The sequence below is a fragment of the Pseudoalteromonas rubra genome (genome assembly GCF_005886805.2).
Taxonomy (GTDB): Bacteria; Pseudomonadota; Gammaproteobacteria; order Enterobacterales; family Alteromonadaceae; genus Pseudoalteromonas; species Pseudoalteromonas rubra_D.
Genome location: NZ_CP045430.1, coordinates 719,138 through 741,870, shown reverse-complemented (window position 1 = coordinate 741,870; position 22,733 = coordinate 719,138). Strand labels below are relative to the sequence as shown.

Genomic DNA, 22,733 nt, shown 5'->3' with positions numbered 1-22,733 from the left:
GGAAGATGATATGAAACCTATTTACTCTGCATTACTGACGATAAAGTTGGCGGTTGTAAGTGTTTGTACATACAGCACTGATACTCAGATGACCCATAACAGTCTTACAGGCTCTGTCATTTCGGGGCTGATCAATGATCATATAGAAGTAGGCACGGCTTATGATAGCCAAAAAAAGCGCTTTTTGAATGTACAAGCTGTCAGTGGTGTTGTTGACGAGAGCTTTGGTAATACCGAGCTGCAATTTAAAACCGGTATCGACATGAGTTACGACGATATGCTGACTATGCTTAATGGCAGTGTTGATACTGATGTGAATTTCCCTGTGGTGCGTGTATCTGCCGGGGCCTCGTTGGCAAAAGAAATGGCATCCAGCACGTATTCAAGCTCCTACACATTCAGTGCTTCCAGCACCCCGAAAAAGCGTGTGTTTTTGCCTGTGAATCAAAACACAGGATATACCCTCTCACAGGTTGGAGAAAAAATAGCGCACAATCATCAGACTCAGTTACAAGACTTGGTTGGTGATGAGTTTGTGACTGGTATTGAGTATGGTGCAAATGTCCTGGTCAATTTAAAGATTGACTATGGGAGTAATAAAGATAAGTCAGATATTGGAGGGTATCTGGATGTTGACTTATACGGGGGCGCATTTAATGTCGGCGGGCAACTTAATTACTTGCAGCACGATAAAAAATCGTCGGTCAAAATAACGGTGAGGGCGGTTCAGCAAGGAGGTGATCCCAAACAGTTGCTGAGTGTCATACCCAATAATATCATTACCTGCTCTTTGGATAACCCACAGCCCTGCTTTGATATGTTTTATGAGGCAGTTAAATATGCGAAAACGGGATTTAATGGTCAACTAACGTCACTCAGTGATTACAATGTGGTGCGTTACTACACAACTCGATACGACAAATCCTCATTGCCATTACGCGCGCTGGTACCAGAATATCAGATAGTGAGAAATGCAACCAAGTGGTTGATCAGCGAACTGGAAGATGACTTCAAACAGGCTATTTTGGATGAGCAACGAGCTGCCAGTTTGCTCAACAGCTATTATGCCTATTTGCCTGAAACACAGCGCCTGGCTGTAGAGCGCATCAAGAGTCTTGCCTATGACAATGCGTGGTTTTCCTTCACCGCAGCCCGGTTTTGTCGTGATAACCCCTTTGGATATGCTTGCGAAAATAAAGTTCAGGAAATGAAAAATGCCTGTGTGCAGCGCGGGAAATCTTGCCCAGCGAGCTACGATATAACTGATTTGCAGTTGCCTACCAGCGATGCTCAGGATTGGAAACAATGTGAGCTGGCGAGGCAAGAGGCTGTTCGTTCTGGTGCTGTGTCACAAGCGCACAGTGTTCTGTTTCGTAATTTGCGATGGGCACCGACTTTCATTGATTCAGCTGCACCTGCACGTGGGATTTTGAACTGGCGATTGTGTGAGGGGGCATTAAGCACTTATGGTATGGCTTTTCAGCAATAGAAATATCGTGTGTGTCTGTTAGCAGGCACACGCTTTAAAGCTTAACTTCGTCAAAGATTATGGCACCTTTGAAGGTGAAATAACAACCAATGTGGACTGATTAGATTCAGGTTTATATTCGTTTACATTGGCGCGTATATCGATTTTTTTGTAATTTTTATGTTAAAGTGAGTTTGGCGTTAGCTGGGAAATGAACACGGTTTTGGTGTTGTGAATGCTTCAATTTCACTATCAAGGAGTGACTATGTACAAAGTAATGAGCGGTCTTTTATGTTTTTTGACGTGCACTGTATTGGCAAGTGACGCGCAGTACTTTTGGCGGTTTGGTGACGGTGCTGTATCTCATGATGCAGAGCCTGAGCATCAGTACGAACAACCGGGGATTTATACTGTGACCCGGGAGGTGTATCAGGGTGGCAAATTATTGGAGTCCTCACAGAAACTGGTTGATCTTATCACGCCAAAAATCTCCGGGTTGGTGATCGTGCAGCCAGAGCAAGTCGTGCAGGGCACAAATGTCGAATTTCTGGCAAACTTGACGTCTAGTGAGCCGCTTGATTTAAATTTTCAGTGGTTTGTTGCGGGCGAGCCCATCGCTTCGGGTTCACAAACGGGCAAGTTAACTACTCAGTTTGCTGAGTCAGGTACTGTCGAGTTGTCGGTTGATGCAATGTGGCAGCAAACTGTCGTGTCGAGTGCAAGCACACAGCTATCAGTTCAAAAGCCTGAAAGTGAAAAACCTGATGGGGAAGATGGTGATGGCTCCGATGAGAGTGACAAAAACCCTGATGGCGATAACTCAGACGGTGGAAGCGATAATGACAATGGCCAGACACCAGGAAAAGAGGATGGCAGTGACAATAAAACGCCTGACACTGGAAAGTCTGGTGACGGGGGCTCTGGCGGTAGTCTTCACTTCCTGATGTTACTCCTCGCAGGTGCTAGTATTATACGCAGGCGTCTTTAGTTAAATAGTCCTGCCAACTCGTTTAGCTGCCAACACTTTGGCAGCTAGCGACTTTCCCTTCATTAATCACTTAAGTTACTTTGTCATCTTGATCTTCTATACGCTTCGATAAGCAGCATAGTATTACTTTGCTGATCTGAGTGGTTATCAGGCACATGCATTGTCGGATGGAGCGACCCGACACACCAACAACAGACAGTTACCCTTGTTATCGGCTGACTTGTTCTTGAGTAGTAAGCACTTGAGATGTGGAACGGTTTCATTTCTTTATTGCTCTATTGCTCTGCACGACAAGAAACTACTATTTACTGATTTTGTGATCGCTGTAATTCCCAAGCACAGCGCGCGCTGCTCATTTATCAGCAAGAGAGATTGTTATCTTTGCTGGCTGGCAAGGACCATGATGTGTCAGGCAAATGCCGCCCAGTCTCTGAATTTAAGCCTGCTTAATCTCAAACTATTGCATTTTTTAGTCACTGTTGGGCTAAGTTGGGGTCCCACGATATAGTTATTTTGTAACTGTAAAAGTCTAGTCCTCTGTGGCAACTGTTTGAACCACTTGTATATTTGCTGTACACTGCCTTCTCTGTACCTTTTATGGTTAATTTCTTTTTGCTAATTGTAATGCAAGGGTTAAAATGAACGTCAGGACTATAGTTTCATTTCTTATTTTTTGGGGAGTTGTGTCTTCTGCACTGGCCTCAAAAAGTGTCTATGCCGCAGGGTATGCGTATAACGCAAATGCGGGTTTTTCAGTCTCTTCATTTCAGAATGCAAGTAGTGACTTTTTAGTTATTAGTGGCACACAAAAGCTTGAACGGTTAGAGTTTTCTCAATTCAGTCAAGCCGGCAAGCCCTTGACTATCAGAGTGGCTGAAAACAGCCCCCTTGAAACTTTGGTGATAACAGCACCACATATGAAGCTAAACAGTAAAATTTCAGTCGTTGGAAAAATGATTGATGTGGTGTTTGCGACCAATTCCACCAGTTTAACTTGCCAAAGCTGTAGTTTTGATAATATGGGGCGGGTTACCCTGTTAAATGGTGCTTTTTCGGGTACTAACCTTAACTCTGGCAGCACGGGTAAAGTTGACATCAATAATCTTTTTGCACCAGGGGTCCAGTCTCTCGAAATAATCGCGAAAAGCATTGTGACCGCAGGCGTAATTGATACAAACCTGAGAGCAGAGCGTCACCCCAGAGGCGGGTTTTCAATATCACCAGAGGGTAACTACATTATTGGTGCTGGTGGCATCAATCTATATTCGGGTGAATTTAGTATTAAGTACAGTAACCTGGATATCCTGACGGCAAAAACGACCACATCATCTTATGTTCCGGGTGGCACATTCAAAGCAGCCAGTATTGGCATCGTAGCAGCGGGCCCGGTATCCATTTCCTCACAAACCGAGCTAAATACGCTATCTGATGCACTAGCGACCAGTACCAGGTTAAACGACTTCTATGCGCCGAATGAGGGAATATTCATTCAGGTCGCTCAGAGCAACAGTGGAAATGTATTCCTATCTGGTAAATTGTATTCTGATAACATTGTAACGGTTAAAAACCGTAATACAGTCTCTGTTCAGAGCTCTTCTCATGTTATGGCAAGCACATTCAAGGTACTGACTGAGGGCACTTTTTACAACTATGGTCGAGTTGATAGCGGGGCCATAGAACTTAAGGGGGCGAGGGTAATTAACAGCGGCCGACTTGTTGGGCAGCGTATTGAAATCGATAGTGATGGCGACGTATACAACAGTTTTGGTGGCGTTATGCAGGCTGGAACCATTAAAGCTACTGTGACCAATGGTATCTTTACTAATGGTTCTCGTACGACACGGTCTTACACACCTTCTCCATTAGCGTTAAAAACACCGACTTTAGACGTGACCAGCGCTAAACATGGCCTATATCAAAATGCGACCTTCAGTGGTTCCAACAGGTCTAATCTTAGTGCTTCTATTCACGCTAATTCTTTGTCAATCAGTGCGAAAGCTATCGAGAATATAAATCCTTATTCATTGAAGAAAGGGTCAGGTGAAAGCTGGGATTCAGGCATAAAGGTTAGCACCATACAGGCTAATCAGGTACGAATGTCAGCAGAGCATGCCCTGGAACTGAAAGCGAAATATTACATTCGTAACTCCTCTGCCATTATGGCACTCAATCAGGCGGGTAATTTTGACGTAAATACGCCTAAATTCTACAACGAGCGTTACAGACTGGAAGCAACGACCTTCCTTGTGTCACAAATGTCTTACGATGCGACCGATAATGCCACCTACAAAGAAGTACAAGTTGGTACTGAATCTAAAATAACGGCGTACTCGCCCCCAGGTCGCATTATTAGCTATGGCAAGTTGAAGGTCAGTGATGGTAACAATACAGATTCTAATGAGCAATTGGTAAATGCTTTCTCATATTTTGAAGTATTTGGGCAAAGTCACTTTCATCAGCTTGAGTTGAAATCAGTGGGACTTGAACTAAGCAGAGATATTGCAACTGCTGCTGTGACGAATATGCGGCTATGCATGCTTGGAGTCCGATGTAAAACCGATACAATAACAACTTATGCTGAAGCTGAAACCCTGCTTTCGTTGCAAGGTAATGTATATGGTCTGAATGAGCAAATGCTATCAGAGACCGACTATACGCAAGAGAATATCAATGTTCAGGACCAGATCAGAAGAGAAGCGATTGATAAATATAAGGCCCAGTTTATTTGGGATAAATCGAGTACTCATTATTCTCGGGTAACTAGTATCAAAGCTGAAGGTGACTGGCTCTCTGGTACTTACAAAGTATGTAACGGAACTAAGTACATTTTTTATGTTGGTGTCGAGGTTCCAGCTTGCGTTAATTCTTCTTTTGGAACTCGAATTTCTAAGCTCGTAGAAGAAGAAATTAAAGATAACTATGTTGGCACAACTGGCAAGACACACGCACAGATAAAGCAAGCATCCATCAATTATGTTGACACACTACCTAAAGATAATCCGACAGCCATAGAAACAATGGATAGTAAATCATATCAGTCTTACGCATTTAGCGCCGATTATAAGACCATAACGATCGTATACATAGAATATGGCAAAACATGGACTCCTGGCTCTGGTCAGGGCTATATCAAGTATAACCGTCGGCTCAGCAAAGAATTACCATTCTCTGATCTGATTAAGCATTTATAAGGGACTTTGAATCGTATGAAAAACAATAACTTCAACCCTGAAAAGCCTATATCATTGTGGCAAAAGTGTGTCGGTTACTTAAACATTGCATTATTAGTTGGTCAGCTCGGTTTACCGACGCTTGCGCAGGCTTTCACCTTGTTCGATGCTCAGCAAGCCGCAGCTGAACTTAATGCTGATCCGGCGTTTACTAAAGTCAGCAATTCGGACAGCCAATTTGTTAAATCAGACTATGTAGTAGAGTCTTCACAGGCGCGCTCCGCACAGACGATCGAAACATTTCATGCAAAGTTGGTTGAACACAACAAGAGTGGTCTGAATCCGCCAAAGTACATTCCTATTGCTAATGACTCGATTACGGTTATTTTTCCGCACTATGAGTTGACCAAAAGAGTGGGTGACAGATTTGTGCAATCGCGCATGGTGCGAACACAAATCTATAACCAGCTTAACCGTACTTTGATCAATGGCTCGTATACCAATGAGACACAGCAAATTAATGACTTGTACAACAATGCATTTGAATTTGCAGGGTCAACTGCGACTAAGTTTGGCGATAAAGTTACAGAAAATAACCTGAAGAGCTTCAATAAAAACTTCATCTGGCCAGAACTTCAGACTATCAATGGCGAAAAGGTATTGGTGCCAGTTGTACACCTGACTCAGAGTACCGTTGATAATCAGAGAGTTGATGGCCATGTAACAGAATTTGGTGGTTCAAGAGCTGAGTTCAGAAGCATTACAATTAATAGTGGTACGCTTAAAACTCAGCGTGACACCTTTGTAAAGACGGCCAAAGACCTTACCGTGATGCCCAAAGCAGAGATCCGCGCAGATGGCGACTTAAACCTATTTGTGGGGGGCACATTACAAAATTTGTCAGGTCGTCTTTCTGCGGCTCAAAACGTCGATATCGTGGCTGGCCAGTACGTACAAAAAACAGTATTGCACCGTTACAACACAGCTTATGGGCAGGGCACCCGACTCGGACAAATTGCTTCCGTAGATGGTCAGAATATTCGTATTCAAAGTTACGGTGACATAGTTGTTGAAGGTGGAGAAATCAATGGCAACACCATTGGCTTACGTGCCGATGGCAACATTATTTTAAAGTCTCAACAAACCACTTATTCAAGCAATAAAGAATATAAAGGTTTTAAAGAAAGCGCCTCAGAGGTAGAACATCTAACCACTAAGCTCTCTGCAAAAGACAGTATTTATCTGATGGCAGCGGGTGCGATAGAACTCAAAGCCGCAGAGCTACATGCTGACGAAGGGGTTATCGAGATTCTGGCTGGCCAGGGTATCTTTATCTCTAACGAATTTAATCAGTTCCAGAAGCAATCCAGTGCCAAGTGGGGTAAAACCACGGAAGAAGAGCAGGAATTCCAGACCATTGCTATCCGCTCAGCTCTTGAGGCAGGGAAAGGCGTAATGATCGCCTCGGACTTTGGTGATGTAACGTTACAAGCAACCCAAATCACGTCAGGTACTGGTACCACTATTGATGCGCGTAATGGCAAGGTTAACTTGTTACTGGCGAAAGAGCAGGATCATTATTTCTACAATAGAGTTAAAAAAGGTACATGGAAAATAAAGACCGAAACCATACAGGATACGGTCGATACCGCGGTATATAACGAGATCATTGGTGGTGTTAAGGTTCATGCAACGCACGGTATGACACTTGAGCTGGGGCAGTATGAGGGGGAGACACTCCAACAGACCCTAAACAAATTTAGCGGTAACGAAAGTCTAAGTTGGATGTCAGACCTGCACAATGATCCAGAATTTGCAGGAAATATTAATCTTGTATATCAAAAACTAGTCGAAATTCATAAGCATGATAAGACTAGCAGTTTGAGCCCGGCGGCCATGGCGATTGTAGCGATTGCAGTGTCGGTTGCAATGGGACCTGCTGGTGCTCAATTGATCGGTACTAGTGGTTCTATTGGTGCTGTTGGTTTTGTTAATGGTGCTGCAATGCAGGCTGGTGCCCTGGCGTTAGCGACACAGGCTGCAACAAGTATTGCTAATGGTGAAGGTATCGACGGTGCCATAAAGAATATTACCTCTAGTGAGGGACTGCGTTCGTTAGCCGTTTCAATGGCAACTGCGGGTGTTCTTAATAGTGAAGTATTCAAAAGCTCATCGTTCTTTGCTAACGCTGACCTAGGTTCACGCTTCTTCTCGAGTGAGTGGGCAATTGATATTGCTAATCAGGCAACACAGGCTGTGGTTACTTCAACGGTAAGGGCAGGTATAACTGCAGCCATTAACGGAACAAGCTTTGGCGATTCTTTCAAAACCTCATTGATGCAGTATGGCGTTGATCAGCTTGGCGAGTATATGGCCAGTGAGATCAAAGGTTTGGCTAGTGAACATAATTGGTCAGATGCAGTTCGCTATATTGCACATGCAGGAGCCGGGTGTATTTATGGTGCAGCTTTGGCTGAGGCAAGCGGTTCGACAGCAAATGGTGTCAGCTGTGCTTCAGGTGCTGGTGGAGCAGTCGTTGGTGAAATCATCGGCGATGCCCAAAAGAAGAAAATAGAAGAGCGAGAACAGCAACTTTCAAAGTTGTTGGAAGGTGAAGTTAACCTCATGCTGGCCAACTCAGATTTTGTTGGTTTAGAAGCCGAGGTTGCGAAAAGAAACTACTTGTTAGACCGTACTCCTGCGATCACCGAAGAGTTACACAGGCTTAAAGCGGCGGGTGTTGACCTTGCTAAACTCGGTGCTGGCTTAGCGGCATTTGCCGCTGGAGGCGATGTCAATATAGCTTCTAGTTCTGGCGCGAATGCAGCTGAACATAATGCATTGTTCCTGATATTTATCCCTGTTGTTTTAAAGCTAATTGACACGGCTTTGCTAGTTAATGACTTTGTTGAAGTTGCTCAGGTCTATGATGATTTCGGTCCGGAAGCGGGAGATAAAGCTCTTGCAGACACGCTCACCGCAATGGGAATAGGACTGGCTATCAGTCAGTTGATTCCCGGCTCGAAAGTTTTTGAAAAAGCCCTGGATAAGCTTAAAGCAGTTGGACAAGATAAAATTGCGGATAGCTTGTATGCGATGGCCCAAGGTCGTCTTGATGGAGCATCGGGTTCTTCTAGAAAAACAATGGAAGAGCAGATTGTCGAAGCAGGTCTTGATACTCGTAGGATGGCTAAGCGAGGGGAGGTCTTTTACAAAACAACAAAGGAAGCAACAGCTGCGGCGAAAAAGCTTGGTTTTGAAAAAACTAATGAGAAAGTTCATCGTGAAGTAGTTTACTTCAACAAAAAGAAGAAGCTGTATATATCACGTGATGTGGGCAGCGGAGATGGCAATGGCGCACATAATGGTGGGGTATGGAAAATGGCCAAATCAGTAAAAGAACTTGGAAGTAGAAAAACTCGTATGGGAACTTACGATGCTGACTTAAAATGGATTGGAGATTAGGTTAATGAGAGTTGACGACTTGATTAAATCGCTCATGGAAGTTGAGTCATGTAGCGTTTTAAGGGCAAGGTTCGGTAGAGAAGGTGAGGATCGCTTACTAGATATATTTGGGAATCATAATGGTTTTCCAGTTATATCTACTTTTGATTATGAGCCTGGTGAACAAGATAAGGCACTTCAAACCCTACTGACGGAACTTGTTGTCTGGAGGAATAGCAAAGCAGATCTGCTTATCGATAATGAAGTCCATCTCTCTAAGGTGACTGAGCATGAGGATGGAAGTTATGACATCCAATATTACCCGGTCATTCTTGTTAAAGAGCACGATGGTTATTTAATTGTCCAAGCATCTTGTGACGAGAGTCCAAGTCTCAGGGAACATTTCGAAGCTTAGACATAGCCTAAAATGCAGAAGGTACATTTTGTTTTCAGGGGTGTACCTTTAGTATAAATATCCTTTGCTAGCTCAGACTTGACCTGATAGTTGCATGTTTGTTGAATTCTGAAGATCAGCCTTTATTTGGGTTGGGTTGAGTTCTGATCAGCCGGATAGGTTTTTAAATCCAATAATATTGCACATGGTGTTTTGCCACGGCGCTGAAAAGTCGCTCTCCACACTAATGTCTCACTAATAACCGCACATTAAAATGATCTAAATGTTGGAAGAGCCTGTATCACCAGGCTCTGCCATTCTCAAAGGGCCGAATCCATACCCTGCCAGTCTCTGATTGCGCAGGGCGCATTTGTTAGCCTTGTGCTTGTAGTGCTTTAAGCGCCCGATTCACTTGTTGATCGGCCTGGCGGGTTGTTTCTGGCAGGCGGTATTTTGGCGTGAGTTTGAGGATCCAGTCTCTGGCTGTGCTCAGACTGACTTTGTGGCCGACAGAGACATACACAGGCTTAATGTTGTCCTGAGTCCGTAACACTTCCCCTATTATCTGCTCATTATCGATGAGCTTTGCGCTTGCCCCCCGCGTTTCAATTAAGGCCTCGTGTGTGCCTGTGAGTCGTGTTTTACCACACCCTATGGTTGGAATATCCAGGGTTACACCGAGGTGGCAGGCCAGCCCAAAGCGCCTTGGATGAGCCAGGCCCTGGCCATCACACACTATCATATCTGGCTTATGTGTAAGCTGCTCGAAAGCAGATAGCAATGGGGGCAACTCCCGGAATGAGAACAAACCGGGAATGTACGGAAAGCGTACACTTTCGGTGACTACCTGAGTTTCAATGATGTCCAGTGTATTGGCATCCAGCACGACAATGGCACCAACCAGTTGATTTGTCGCATCGTCATAGGCCACGTCCGTCCCTGCAATGGTGGAGATGGACTCAAAATTGTCTTCACAAATAACCTGAGTGGCGAGCGTTTCTTGCAGTGCCTGAGTTTCTGTTTCAGAGCTGGGGTACTCAATTTGCATTGTAACTACCTTATTCTTTGTATTACTGTGCAATTTTAACGTATCTTAGTTTGTTATTTATAGAGCAAAGTGGACAAACGGGTCGAGTAAAAAAGTGTTTTCGACGCAGTGATATAGGTAACTGACTGTTATTGGCTTTCACGAGGCGCGCCTAATTAGCTCAGGCTAAAAGTTCACGAACTTGTTTTTTGGAGCAAAAATTATGGCACTAGATTATGAAGAGATAAGAGGCGTTAGTTGTATGGTTGTCCGTGAAAATCGCAAGTTTTTTGTCAGTTATGACAGTGGTGCACAGGGCTCTCGCCCCACCGTTCAACAAATTACTGAACGGGATTTCAATGCGGTGAAAAGTGGCAGCCTGAGTGTTGAAAATGTGATGAAGCGTTATCATTATCAATGAGGTGTCTTGGAGGCTTAAACAGTCTGCTGTGGAGCTGGTGCCTAACGTCAAGCAACTATTATAAATTGGCCAATGTTTTACCTGATGTGCAACCGTTTGAGCGTTATTCGAATGATTGAAAATGAAGCGCGGCAGCGATCTTATAAAGGATAGCTGCCGCGCTTAATTCTAATTAGTATGTACTAATCATGGCTATTTATTGGTATAGATAGCTCTGTCGGTTATCCACAGCCAGGTATTTTCTACGCTGTGTGGCGTGCCGAGATTTTCAGAGAACACCTGATTCTGGTTGTCTTTTACAATAAAGTAACTGGATGAGCCATCGCTCTCTTGCGCTTTATATTTTAGAACGACCTCACCATTGTCTGCTGCTGCAAGCGGAGCGGTCGGTTCGTTGAGAAGCGATACTTGCTCTAAGCCACTACTCTTCGAGAAGCGCCAAACTTTATCATCATGTTCAAAAGTAAACCACTGACGATTAGGCGAGTGATAGTGGCTCAGGTCAGTACTACCGGTGTTATAGCTACTTACAGCCAGTTGTGCATGAGACTCGGAATCAAAGAAGTACAAGCTGTAATTCGGGTCAGTACTAAATTGGTCGAATGGAGACGTGAGGACCACATAGTAGCCATCCATAAACTCGATTCGACGTGCGCCCGACAGGTCAAGTGCTACATCAGTCCACTCACCACCAATGGCTTTAAATTTGAAGCTTTCAAAGTGACGTACTTGCGCTCCATCATATTGTTGACAGCTATTTTGATAGTAAACCGTACCTGCATTATTCACGAAAAAGCCATCGCTATAAGCATCGCACCAGTAGGTGTAGTCAGGCCAAGTTAACGCGGTAAGTTCGTCATCGGAAATACTATACAGATAAGGCAGTGCATTCTCTTTTTGCTCGTGAGATGTTCTGAGCAATAAGTAGTTGTCAGACGCAGAAGTCAAGAAGTAGTTGGCGATGATGTTTGCGCTTAAGTCAGCCGTATCTACCTTATATGTCGTATACTGTTTCTCTGTTTGATTAGAGATACTGAAGTAGAGCATATTGTCTTTACGAACAATGGTGCTGTCCACTTCAAAGCCTTGAGGAACGTTGAGTAGATCAATCGAATGCGCTTCACTAATACTAAACTGTGAGATAAAACGTGAATCTTCCGTTTGTCTGTAGTAGTAAATGTAGTTGCCATCCATTGAGTGTACTGAGCTGGCGTCGAAGTCTGCTGCTTTTTCCCATGCGTCATTTTTATTGATCAATCGCAGGTTGACAGCACTCAGTGAGGTAGAACCCAGTTCATCTTCTGCCTGAATGTGCGCTTTGGTAGCGGTAACAGGTGGTACTTTAGTATATTGCAGCGAATTAGTGTCCGAGGTGTGAACAATTTCGTCTTCGAGTTTCAGCGATAAACGGCAGTCTCCGTTATCATCACTGCACTTTGCAGCAAAGGCTAAAGTGCTCTGCGCATCAATGGTGAAATTGTCCGCAGCAATGAGATCTTGCCCATTAATTGTAAACTCTTCAACAACAGGTCGATTATTTGGGTACATAGGTAAAGACAGCAAAGCTGTTTGGCCATTCTTATCTTTAATGGTTGCCAGCAGGTGAGTCTCTTCTTGCATTTCGAACGCAGGGAAGGTGAAGCGCTTAGATGAGGTATCTACTTCGACTTGTTTTCCGTTGTAAGATACAAGGATGCTAGCCAGTTCAAATTGACTTGTAATATCAAAACGCAATGTTGCGCCATCATCGATGATAATTTTGTTGATATCCTGCACAGTGTCGAGGTAACCATAAGATGCCGTGTTCGCACTCACGTGTGCTCTTAAGGATATATTGCCGTTGATCGTAACTAAAAGCATCTGAGAGCCTGCTGTACCATCTGCAAAGTTTGCTTTCGCGGTAACAGCATAGACTCCTGGTGTGTCATACGTATTATTGACAGTAAACTCACTGCAAGAGGTCAGGTCATGGTCGAAAATACCATCGCCATTAAAGTCTAATTGGCAACTGGTAATGTCGCTATCATCTCGATTCAGTGTTCCCTGAAAAGTTACAGGAGACCCTACATCTGCAGTAATGCTGCTGAATTTGCCTTGTGAAGAGAAGTCAAATATCAATGCCGGTAGCTCTGGATCTGGCACTGGGTCAGTATCTGTATCTTTGTCCGAATCCTGATCTGTGTCTTTATCCGCATCCTGATCGGTGTCTTTATCAGTATCTTTGTCAGTAGTCGGGTTCTGTTCTTCACCAGCGTTATTATCTGGCTGAGGTTCAGGTGTGTTATCGTCGCTGGAGCAGGCTGTGTTCATTAACACGAGCCCAGAAATGAGTAGGAGCTTAAGATTCATAAAGTTTTTTCCCTTAACTTATTTAGATTATTGCAAGAACTATTTTACACTCTTGTCCACTAGAATGTGAAGTACCTTTTTATACTATATATCATTGTGACGCGAGTAAATTGTAAACCCTAAGTATTAGTAGGCATTACAGTTTTAATGCAGAGGACTTTATCACAATAATAAGAGCAGGGTATTTTTCTTCAATTAAACAAATTTCTTTTGGCGCAATGAAATCCCCGTAGCGAGCAAAATAGATGTGCCAAATCTGCGGGCTAAAATGTAGCATAGAGCAACTGAAATAAGGCCATCGAGCCTGTCCTCAGATTATTCCTCACGTTTAGCTCTATGATGATGCGCAAGGCTTTTGAACTAAGCGTAATACTGGATAATCACCTTTTGTCTGTCTATGGTTAGAATGTGTTCACCTTCCACAGTGGTGCCGTTTGACTGCCTGTTTCAATCGTTTTTCTTATTGTCTGAAATATATCAGAGTCATTTTACTTTTGGCCCTAATAATATGTGGGTTTGCAGTGAGTGCCAGCGTGACAGGGAGCTGTCAGGAGTTGAGGGTGGGTGGACCGATAAGTTGGTGGCCTATTGGGTATGTCAATGAGCAAACGGATCAAGCAGAGGGGGTTTCGTTTGAGTTGCTCGAGTACATTGGCGAACAGTTAAATCTGCCAATATGGGTCGCGCCGCCTTTACCCTGGAAACGTGTACTAAAAATGGTGGAAGTGGGGCAGCTTGATGTTGTCTCTGGCGCCTACAAAACCGAGCAGCGCAGCGCATTATTCCAGTACAGCGCACCTTATTACCGTAATGAGATCAGGGTGTTTGTACATAAAGACAGGCCATTTGTGTTTGAGAAGCTTGAGCACCTGAAGGGGCGTGTGGGGCTAAAACCGCTCGGAGGTAGCTATGGCCAGGCATTTGATAGTTTTGTGGCCGAAAACAAATCCAGTTTCGTTAGTGTCGCTGCGCATAAAGCCACTTTTGAGGTCAATGTACTGCGACCACTTATAGAAGGACTTGCGGATTACTTTGTGCTGGATTATCAAGATGGTTTGCTGTTTTTGCAAAAAAGTGGCTTGCAGGATGAGTTTATTGCTTTGCCGCACCCCGTTGCCGTGCTCGATGTACATTTATTATTATCTCGCCATTCCTGGTGTGCCAGTCTATTGGCAGAGATTAATCAGGTCATCGCGTTGGCAAAACGCAATGGCATACTGGCGAATATCATTGCAGGTTATAGCCGGTAGCTGCGCACCTTTGTCGGCGCGTACTAAAACTGATATCGATATACAACACCCCATGTCCTCGGATTGTTCCAGTTGGCCTGGATTGAATTGGCAGGCAAACCATTAACGATTTGAGAGTGCACAACAGCACGGTTGAGTACATTTTGGTTGGTCAGGTTTTCTACAAAGAACTGAATGTCTGTTCTGTCACTCAGGGTCCAGATAAGACGCACATCGGCCATCAAATGAGCATTGACTTTAACTTCTGGGATGTTGGTATCAAATGCGTAGTAGTCGTCTTTATAACTGAGCTGGATATACGGTGTTAAATAGGACGCTTCATCCAGGTAGAAATGATAGAGCGCACTGAACCCCAGCGTGTATTCTGAGGTCATTGCTGGTTGCCAGCGGGCAAAACTAAACTGGCTGGTGTGGTCATTAATATCTTGCCTGCCATCCAGATTTCCAAGCCCAAGGAGCGGACGAAGCGCCGCATTACCAACTTTAAAGTCATCGCTGAATCGAGCATCAATCCAGGTCATATTGGCGGACAGGCGCATATCGTCCATGGGTAACCAGAACAGCGCTAGATCCAGGCCCAAAGAGGCTATATCTCCACCGTTTTCATAATATTCGAATGTGGTACTGGTGCCGTCAGTAAGGCATTGGGTCACCGTATGGCCTGAGTTAACATCATTGCAGGCAATGGCAAACAGTTGTGCTTTTACATCGCTGTACTTATTCATATATGCGGATATATTCAACTGCATTGCGCCTCCCAGGAGAGAATGCTTCATACCTAACTCAAAGGAAACAACCTGCTCATTGTTGTAAAAAGGGTCTGCGCCACGCTCGATCACGCGTGCATCATTGGCACCTCCTGTGCGATAGCCATTGGCAATGCTGGCGTAATACAATGCGTCCTCGTTGACTTTAAGTTCCACCCCCGCTTTGTACAGCAAGGCTGAATTTTGCCATTGCGGGGTCAGGTTGCCTGTGAAGTCTTTCTTATCCTTGTTGTAACGTAAACCGCCGATTAAACGAAGCTTGTCATTTAGTGCAAACCTTAGTTGGCCAAATAGTGCTGTTGAGTGGGTGATATGAGGGTCATGCTCAGGGTTGCCCCAGGATGGCACATGAATGCTGTCTGCAATACCGTCACCATTGTTGTCTGTGTGCCACAACCACGCCCAGTCAGCTTCCTGATGAAATATGTTCAGGCCAGCAATCCAGGACAGCGGGCCTGCAGTTGCACAAGACGCTTGCAGTTCTGAGGACCAGCTATATTGTTCGTCCTGACGGCCGAACCCACCTACTTTGTCTGTACCGCCATCGCTGAAGTCATTATCGTAAAATTGTTTACCACTAAACTTGGTGTAGTTGCTGGTCCATTTATAGTGAGTCAGCGCATCGTGCCACTCTAACAGCACGGTGCCAGATAGCTCGTTTTGCTTATTAAAAGACAGTGCGTTGCGATACACATCATATGGGCCTGTGTCGTCATTTCTGACATTATCAGGTTGATAAATGTGGCCCGGTGTGACAGTGGCTTGAGGATGAAAAATGCCGGAACCAGGCTCGGTTTCACTGAGCTGATAACCATATATTTGTTGATAGCCCCAAATCGCATCTGAGTTGCCGTCTTTACTGGAGAAATCGAATCGTGCGGTCATCTGAAAACCGGAGTTATTCAGAAATTTGGAGATCCAGCGCGCGTAAAATAAGTTTTTCTCTCTGAGATCGTCCTCCGGGCCTGGCAGATGATGGTTGGCAATTAAGCCTTGGTGCTGATCTGTCACCATGACCAGCCGGGTTGCAAGTGAGCCGCTGATGGGCAGGTTGACCATTCCCTCATAGCGGTTTCTGTGGTAGCTACCTCTGAGCAATTTAATGCTGCCTTGCAGTGACTCAAAGTCAGGTTGTTTACTAACGATGTTAATACTTCCCGCAAATGTATTACGGCCATAAAGAGTACCTTGAGGGCCCCTTAAGACTTCTATCCGGTCAATATCAACGTAAGCGCCTATGCCTGCCGTGGTTGTTGGTACATAGACTCCATCCTGAAAAATCCCGACAACTTGTTCGGCAATCCCAGGGCCAGATACTCCTACTTCGTTGGTTCTTGCCCCGCGCATCGCCGGGCGTATTTCGGCTCCAGACTGCCCGATGCGTAATCCGGGAATGAGACCATCTAATCTGGTGATGTTGATAATACCTGCGCGTTCCATGTCTTCATCACTTAATACGGACATTGAAGATGAGACAGCCTGTGAATCTTGTTTACGGCGATTAGCCGTCACAGTAATTCGCTCTAGTTGTACTACCTTTGCATTTTGAGTGGGCTTATCTTGCGCCATTGTGGATGTGCAGAGCAGGTATAACAGAGGAACTGGTAAATAAAGTGAAAACCCTTTTAAATGGGTGACATACATACTGTTCTCAAGCGCTTCAGGAGTATTTTGAATTAAGTATAGTAAGTTACTAGTGGCCTGCCCCTATTGCCAAACAGTGATTTAACTCTTTCTCATAGTATACATCCTGAACATAAGTTGGTTGTTAACTGGAACCGTTCTTTTTAAGTCTGGCTCATGGCTTCCTGGCCATAAATTTCGCGAATACCCTGTATATTTGAAATTGTCGACAATCTACTCGGTGTTAGGTTGACGTAAACGTCAAGTAGCACTATATTGTCTACAACTTTTAACAAGACCGGAAGGCGAAGACAGAATGAGCTTTATGCATGAAAGTGCCGTAACTGCTTCAGATAAAGCATTTTTCCGGCTTAGGAAAGAGATTGTTGAAGGTGATGTTCCGGCTGGTTCTAAATTGAGCGAAATGGAATTGTCGACAAAATATGAAGTAAGTCGCGCTGTTGTACGGGAAGCGATAAACCGCCTTGAGGCCTGTCATTTGGTTGAGCGTCGTCCGAATGTGGGCGCCAGAGTGGTGTCATTAAGTGAAGAAGGCTTGATGGAATTGTATCAGGTGCGTGAGGCTCTCGAAGGTATGGCCGCACGTTTGGCAGCACAGCATATGCCAGATGATGAAGTCACTAAACTCAACAGCCTGTTGAATGAGCAGTTCGATGAAGTGAAAGGCGGTGAATCCTACTATCAGGAAGCCGGTGATCTGGATTTTCATTACCGCATCATTATGGGTAGTCAGAACCAGCAGCTTATCGCCATGTTGAGCAATGGTATTTATCACCTGGCACGTATGTATCGGGTACAGCTCGGAATGGCCGGGCCGCACGTAACGACGGCCTACGATGATCACAAACACATAGTACGTGCTATCGCAAGTCGGGATGCCGAACTGGCAGAGATGCTAATGCGTCGCCATATTCAATATTCAAAAAATAACATTGCTACCAAGTTAACCAAACAGCACCAGTAATTATCCGGGAGACACACTTATGAGTACAGGTATCTTCAGCGCAGGTAAAAAATTCCGCGACGCGCTCAAAGCCAATCGGCCGCTACAGATTGTAGGCACCATCAATGCTTACAGCGCAATTATGGCGAAGAAGATTGGCCATCAGGCGATTTACCTCTCCGGTGGTGGCGTAGCCAACGCATCTTATGGTCTGCCAGATTTGGGTATTACGTCTCTAAATGATGTGATTGCTGATGTACAGCGCATCACCTCAGCTTGTGATTTACCTCTGATGGTTGATATCGACACTGGCTGGGGTGGGGCGTTTAATATTGCTAAAACCATTCAGGAAATGCAAAAGGCTGGTGCAGCGGCAGTGCATCTGGAAGATCAGGTAGCACAAAAACGTTGTGGTCACCGTCCAAACAAAGAGATTGTTTCGACTGAGGAAATGGTTGATCGGATCAAAGCTGCCGTTGACGCGCGTACCGATCCTGACTTCTTCATCATGGCCCGTACTGATGCGTTTGCACAGGAAGGTCTGGAAGCGGCAATTGAGCGTGCCAAAGCATATGTTGCAGCGGGTGCGGATGGGATTTTTGCAGAAGCTGTTCAGACAGAAGAACATTATCGCGCGTTTTCAGAGGCGCTGGATGTGCCTATTCTCGCAAACATCACGGAATTCGGTAAAACCGAGTTGTGGAATAAACAAGAATTGGGCGAGTGGGGCGTTGATATGGTGCTTTACCCGTTAAGTGCCTTCCGTGCTATGAACAAAGCAGCAGAAATGGTGTATCAGTCCATCTTAGAGAATGGCGATCAGAAAGCCGTCATAGACAACATGCAAACTCGTATGGACTTGTATGACTATCTTGGCTACCACGAATATGAGCAAAAGCTCGATGGGTTATTTGCCCAGGGTAAAAATAAGTAAAAGACACAAAGGATAATGAGCAAGCGCCGCTGATATGTGGCCTTTCTTATAATGAAATTAACCAGCAGGTAAAAATTCAGGAGATAACAAAATGGCTAAAGTATTAAGCGGTGCAGGCCTTCGCGGTCAGGTTGCAGGTAAAACGGCACTGTCGACAGTGGGTGTATCAGGTTCAGGCCTGACCTACCGCGGTTACGACGTGAAAGACCTGGCAGAGCATTGTCAGTTCGAAGAAGTTGCGTATCTGATCCTAAAAGGCAAGCTACCGAATCAACAGGAGCTAGACAGCTACAAAGCTCTGCTGAGATCTCAGCGTGGACTGCCAGATGCGCTCAAAGAAGTACTAGAGCGTATTCCGGCTGACGCACATCCAATGGACGTATTACGTACTGGTTGTTCTATGCTGGGCAACCTAGAGGGTGAGCACGATTTTGAACAGCAGCAGGCAATTACTGACCGAATGTTGGCGTGCTTCCCAAGCATCATCTGTTACTGGTATCGCTTTAGCCATGACGGCGTTCGTATTGACGTTGAAACTGATGACGATTCAATCGGCGCCCACTTCCTGCACATGCTGCATGGAGAGAAGCCAAACGAATTACATGAGCGTGTTATGCATGTTTCTCTGATCCTATACGCAGAGCATGAGTTTAACGCGTCTACTTTCACGGCGCGTGTTTGTGCGTCTACCCTGTCAGACATGCACTCGTGTATTACAGGTGCAATTGGCTCATTGCGTGGTCCTTTGCACGGTGGTGCAAATGAAGCTGCAATGGAAATGATTGAGCGCTTTGAATCTGCTGATCACGCAGAGCAGGAAATGATGGGCATGCTTGAGCGTAAAGAGAAGATCATGGGCTTTGGACATGCTATCTACTCCGAGTCAGATCCGCGTAACGAAATCATCAAACAGTGGTCAGAAAAACTGGCTGCTGATGTAGGTGATACAGTTCTTTATCCTGTTTCTGTGCGCTGTGAAGCGGTCATGTGGCGTGAGAAAAAGCTATTCTGTAACGCGGATTTCTTCCACGCATCGGCTTATCACTTCATGAAGATCCCAACCAAGCTATTTACGCCTATTTTCGTGATGTCACGTTTAACAGGGTGGGCAGGTCATGTCATGGAGCAAAGAGCTGACAACCGTATTATCCGTCCGTCAGCGGATTACACGGGTGAGGAGCTACGTCCGGTTCCACCTATGTCTGAGCGTTAATATCTAAATCATCATTTCGCGTCACCTAATGGCACAGATCGTCCACAACAATTATAAAGATCTGTGCCGTTGAGCCAATGAGCAATTCTGGAAGTAGTTATGAACAGCCAATTTCGCAAAAAATTACCTGACTCTTCGTTGTGTTATTACGACACCCGCGAAGCAGTTGAAGCCATTAAGCCGGGTGCTTATGATGGCTTGCCTTATACCTCTAAAGTGTTAGCAGAAAATCTGGTACGTCGCGCTGAGCCTGAAAAACTCAATGATTACCTGACTCAAATTATCGAACGTCGTCGCGATCTGGATTTTCCCTGGTTTCCGGCTCGTGTAGTGTGCCATGACATCCTGGGTCAAACTGCATTAGTAGATCTTGCCGGCCTGCGCGATGCCATAGCAGAAAAAGGCGGCGATCCGGCTAAAGTAAACCCTGTGGTCCCGACACAGCTTATTGTTGATCACAGTCTAGCGGTTGAACACGCAGGCTATGAAGAGAATGCCTTTGAGAAAAACCGGGCGATTGAAGATCGACGTAACGACGACCGTTTCCACTTTATTAACTGGACTAAAACTGCATTTAAAAATGTCGATGTGATCCCGCCTGGCAACGGTATTCTACACCAGATAAACTTAGAGAAAATGTCGCCGGTTATCCAGGCGCGTGATGGCGTGGCATTTCCGGATACTCTGGTTGGTACCGACAGCCATACGCCGCATGTTGACGCGCTGGGTGTGATCGCAGTAGGCGTGGGTGGCCTTGAAGCTGAGAGCGTCATGCTGGGACGCGCATCATATATGCGTTTGCCTGATATCGTTGGTGTCGAGCTGGTTGGTCAACGTCAGCCAGGGATCACTGCGACGGATATCGTACTGGCCATCACTGAATTCTTGCGCCAGGAGCGTGTGGTTTCATCTTACCTTGAGTTCTTCGGTGAAGGCTGTGATGGTCTGTCCTTGGGCGATCGGGCTACTATTTCAAATATGACGCCAGAGTACGGTGCAACAGCTGCCATGTTCTATATCGATCAGCAAACTATCGATTACCTGCGTTTAACGGGTCGTGATGATGAGCAGATCAAACTCGTTGAACAATATGCGAAACACACAGGCTTATGGGCTGATGCCATGACCGGAGCGCATTATGAGCGCGTACTGAAATTTGATTTATCATCCGTTGGCCGCAACCTGGCTGGCCCATCTAACCCACACCGACGTGTCGCAACGGCAGACCTCGCCAAGCAGGGTATTGTAGCTGACTATGAACAGCGTGATGGTGAAATGCCGGACGGTGCGGTGATCATTGCAGCCATCACCAGCTGTACCAACACCAGTAATCCACGTAACGTGGTCGCGGCGGGGCTGTTAGCACGTAATGCGAATAAACTGGGCCTGAGTCGCAAGCCCTGGGTAAAAACGTCATTTGCGCCGGGCTCTAAAGCGGTTCGTTCTTATATGGAAGAAGCGCAGTTACTCCCTGAGCTGGAGCAGTTAGGCTTTGGTATCGTTGCATTTGCCTGTACTACCTGTAACGGTATGAGTGGCGCACTGGATCCAAAAATTCAGCAGGAAGTGATTGACCGCGACCTGTATTCCACCGCGGTGCTATCTGGTAACCGAAACTTTGATGGTCGCATTCACCCCTATGCTAAACAGGCTTTCCTGGCATCACCACCGCTAGTTGTGGCCTATGCTATCGCGGGCTCAGTTCGCTTTGATATCGAAAACGGTGTTTTGGGCAATGATCAGGAAGGCAACCCGGTTACGTTAAAAGACATCTGGCCGAGCGATGAAGAGATTGATGCGGTGATTGCTCAGAGCGTGAAGCCTGAACAATTCCGTGCCGTCTATGAGCCAATGTTTGATCTCAGCGTTGATTATGGCGAAGACAATGATCCATTGTACCAGTGGCGCCCAATGAGCACCTATATTCGCCGTCCGCCATACTGGGAAGGCGCACTAGCGGGTGAGCGCACTATGAAAGGCATGCGACCACTTGCGATTCTCGGTGATAACATCACCACAGATCACTTGTCTCCGTCGAATGCAATTCTGGCATCCAGCGCCGCCGGTGAATATCTGGCGAAAATGGGCCTGCCTGAAGAAGATTTTAACTCGTATGCAACGCACCGGGGCGATCACCTGACCGCACAGCGAGCTACCTTTGCGAATCCAAAGCTGCTGAACGAAATGGTGCTGGAGAACGGTGAGGTGAAGCATGGCTCTTTAGCACGTTTAGAGCCTGAGGGTAAAGTAACCCGTATGTGGGAAGCCATCGAAACCTATATGGATCGTAAGCAGCCACTGATCATCGTAGCCGGTGCAGATTATGGCCAGGGCTCCTCGCGAGACTGGGCAGCCAAAGGCGTGCGTCTGGCTGGGGTTGAGGTGATTGTGGCAGAAGGGTTTGAGCGTATCCACCGTACCAACCTGATAGGTATGGGTGTATTACCGCTTGAATTCCAAAATGGTACAACGCGCAAGACTCTGGAACTGGATGGCACCGAAACTTATGACGTGGAAGGTACGCGCACGCCGGGTGCGACCTTAAAGTTGATCATCCATCGTAACAATGGGGTACAAATCGAAGTACCTGTATTGTGTCGTTTGGATACAGAAGAAGAAGTGTCCATTTACGAAGCTGGTGGTGTACTGCAACGTTTTGCCAAAGATTTTCTGGAAGCAAACGCATAATCGATTCCGCTCCTGCTCCGCAGCCAATGCGGA

General features: G+C 45.6%; 14 protein-coding genes. 11 read left to right on the top strand and 3 right to left on the bottom strand.

Going from position 1 to position 22,733, the window contains the following annotated elements:
• Positions 1–10 precede the first annotated feature (10 nt).
• The 5 genes from CWC22_RS22135 to CWC22_RS22115 all read left to right on the top strand — a co-directional run bounded on the left by CWC22_RS22135 (position 11) and on the right by CWC22_RS22115 (position 9,485).
• Positions 11–1,489, top strand: a complete 1,479-nt coding sequence (locus CWC22_RS22135; protein WP_138538383.1) for an internalin — start codon at positions 11–13, stop codon at positions 1,487–1,489.
• A 244-nt stretch (positions 1,490–1,733) separates the two neighbouring features.
• On the top strand, positions 1,734–2,456 hold the full coding sequence (locus CWC22_RS22130) for a PKD domain-containing protein (RefSeq protein ID WP_138538382.1): 723 nt from the start codon (positions 1,734–1,736) through the stop codon (positions 2,454–2,456).
• Positions 2,457–3,139: 683 nt separating this feature from the next.
• A complete protein-coding gene (locus tag CWC22_RS22125; RefSeq protein WP_138538381.1) occupies positions 3,140–5,647 on the top strand; it encodes a hypothetical protein in 2,508 nt (835 codons plus the stop codon).
• A gap of 15 nt (positions 5,648–5,662) precedes the next feature.
• Positions 5,663–9,091, top strand: coding sequence for a toxin C-terminal domain-containing protein (locus tag CWC22_RS22120; RefSeq protein WP_138538380.1), 3,429 nt, complete (start codon positions 5,663–5,665; stop codon positions 9,089–9,091).
• A gap of 4 nt (positions 9,092–9,095) precedes the next feature.
• A complete protein-coding gene (locus tag CWC22_RS22115; protein ID WP_138538379.1) occupies positions 9,096–9,485 on the top strand; it encodes a hypothetical protein in 390 nt (129 codons plus the stop codon).
• A 352-nt stretch (positions 9,486–9,837) separates the two neighbouring features.
• Here the strand turns inward: CWC22_RS22115 and nfi are convergent, their stop codons facing one another.
• The gene (nfi, locus tag CWC22_RS22110) at positions 9,838–10,512 is read right to left on the bottom strand and encodes a deoxyribonuclease V (protein ID WP_138538378.1); all 675 of its coding nucleotides are present in this window, start codon (positions 10,510–10,512) and stop codon (positions 9,838–9,840) included.
• Positions 10,513–10,714: 202 nt separating this feature from the next.
• On the opposite strand from nfi, the gene CWC22_RS22105 reads away from it, so the two are divergent.
• Entirely contained in the window at positions 10,715–10,912 is a 198-nt protein-coding gene (locus CWC22_RS22105) for a hypothetical protein (protein WP_138538377.1), read from the top strand.
• A 192-nt stretch (positions 10,913–11,104) separates the two neighbouring features.
• Here CWC22_RS22105 and CWC22_RS22100 read toward each other — a convergent pair whose 3' ends face one another.
• Positions 11,105–13,261, bottom strand: a complete 2,157-nt coding sequence (locus tag CWC22_RS22100) for a PKD domain-containing protein (protein ID WP_138538376.1) — start codon at positions 13,259–13,261, stop codon at positions 11,105–11,107.
• 560 nt (positions 13,262–13,821) lie between these two features.
• Here CWC22_RS22100 and CWC22_RS22095 point away from each other — a divergent pair.
• Positions 13,822–14,511, top strand: a complete 690-nt coding sequence (locus tag CWC22_RS22095; RefSeq protein ID WP_164517592.1) for a substrate-binding periplasmic protein — start codon at positions 13,822–13,824, stop codon at positions 14,509–14,511.
• 23 nt (positions 14,512–14,534) lie between these two features.
• Here CWC22_RS22095 and CWC22_RS22090 read toward each other — a convergent pair whose 3' ends face one another.
• Entirely contained in the window at positions 14,535–16,847 is a 2,313-nt protein-coding gene (locus CWC22_RS22090; protein WP_230090664.1) for a TonB-dependent receptor, read from the bottom strand.
• 370 nt (positions 16,848–17,217) lie between these two features.
• On the opposite strand from CWC22_RS22090, the gene CWC22_RS22085 reads away from it, so the two are divergent.
• The 4 genes from CWC22_RS22085 (at position 17,218) to acnD (ending at position 22,700) form a co-directional block, all read left to right on the top strand.
• The gene (locus CWC22_RS22085) at positions 17,218–17,886 is read left to right on the top strand and encodes a GntR family transcriptional regulator (protein WP_138538373.1); all 669 of its coding nucleotides are present in this window, start codon (positions 17,218–17,220) and stop codon (positions 17,884–17,886) included.
• A 19-nt stretch (positions 17,887–17,905) separates the two neighbouring features.
• Positions 17,906–18,799 carry a methylisocitrate lyase gene (gene prpB / locus CWC22_RS22080; protein ID WP_125562711.1) on the top strand — a complete coding sequence of 298 codons (894 nt, stop codon included), beginning with the start codon at positions 17,906–17,908 and terminating at the stop codon, positions 18,797–18,799.
• 91 nt (positions 18,800–18,890) lie between these two features.
• Positions 18,891–20,012 carry a bifunctional 2-methylcitrate synthase/citrate synthase gene (gene prpC / locus CWC22_RS22075; RefSeq protein ID WP_138538372.1) on the top strand — a complete coding sequence of 374 codons (1,122 nt, stop codon included), beginning with the start codon at positions 18,891–18,893 and terminating at the stop codon, positions 20,010–20,012.
• Between the two features lie 99 nt (positions 20,013–20,111).
• Positions 20,112–22,700, top strand: coding sequence for a Fe/S-dependent 2-methylisocitrate dehydratase AcnD (acnD, locus tag CWC22_RS22070; protein WP_138538371.1), 2,589 nt, complete (start codon positions 20,112–20,114; stop codon positions 22,698–22,700).
• The last annotated feature ends 33 nt before the right edge of the window (positions 22,701–22,733 follow it).

What these genes read in the sequence shown, in the direction of transcription:
- CWC22_RS22135 (WP_138538383.1), top strand. Translation starts at nt 11, where the DNA reads ATGAAACCTATTTACTCTGCATTACTGACGATAAAGTTGGCGGTTGTA.
- CWC22_RS22130 (WP_138538382.1), top strand. Translation starts at nt 1,734, where the DNA reads ATGTACAAAGTAATGAGCGGTCTTTTATGTTTTTTGACGTGCACTGTA.
- CWC22_RS22120 (WP_138538380.1), top strand. Translation starts at nt 5,663, where the DNA reads ATGAAAAACAATAACTTCAACCCTGAAAAGCCTATATCATTGTGGCAA.
- CWC22_RS22115 (WP_138538379.1), top strand. Translation starts at nt 9,096, where the DNA reads ATGAGAGTTGACGACTTGATTAAATCGCTCATGGAAGTTGAGTCATGT.
- nfi (WP_138538378.1), bottom strand. Translation starts at nt 10,512, where the DNA reads ATGCAAATTGAGTACCCCAGCTCTGAAACAGAAACTCAGGCACTGCAA.
- CWC22_RS22105 (WP_138538377.1), top strand. Translation starts at nt 10,715, where the DNA reads ATGGCACTAGATTATGAAGAGATAAGAGGCGTTAGTTGTATGGTTGTC.
- CWC22_RS22100 (WP_138538376.1), bottom strand. Translation starts at nt 13,261, where the DNA reads ATGAATCTTAAGCTCCTACTCATTTCTGGGCTCGTGTTAATGAACACA.
- CWC22_RS22090 (WP_230090664.1), bottom strand. Translation starts at nt 16,847, where the DNA reads ATGGCGCAAGATAAGCCCACTCAAAATGCAAAGGTAGTACAACTAGAG.
- CWC22_RS22085 (WP_138538373.1), top strand. Translation starts at nt 17,218, where the DNA reads ATGAGCTTTATGCATGAAAGTGCCGTAACTGCTTCAGATAAAGCATTT.
- prpB (WP_125562711.1), top strand. Translation starts at nt 17,906, where the DNA reads ATGAGTACAGGTATCTTCAGCGCAGGTAAAAAATTCCGCGACGCGCTC.
- prpC (WP_138538372.1), top strand. Translation starts at nt 18,891, where the DNA reads ATGGCTAAAGTATTAAGCGGTGCAGGCCTTCGCGGTCAGGTTGCAGGT.
- acnD (WP_138538371.1), top strand. Translation starts at nt 20,112, where the DNA reads ATGAACAGCCAATTTCGCAAAAAATTACCTGACTCTTCGTTGTGTTAT.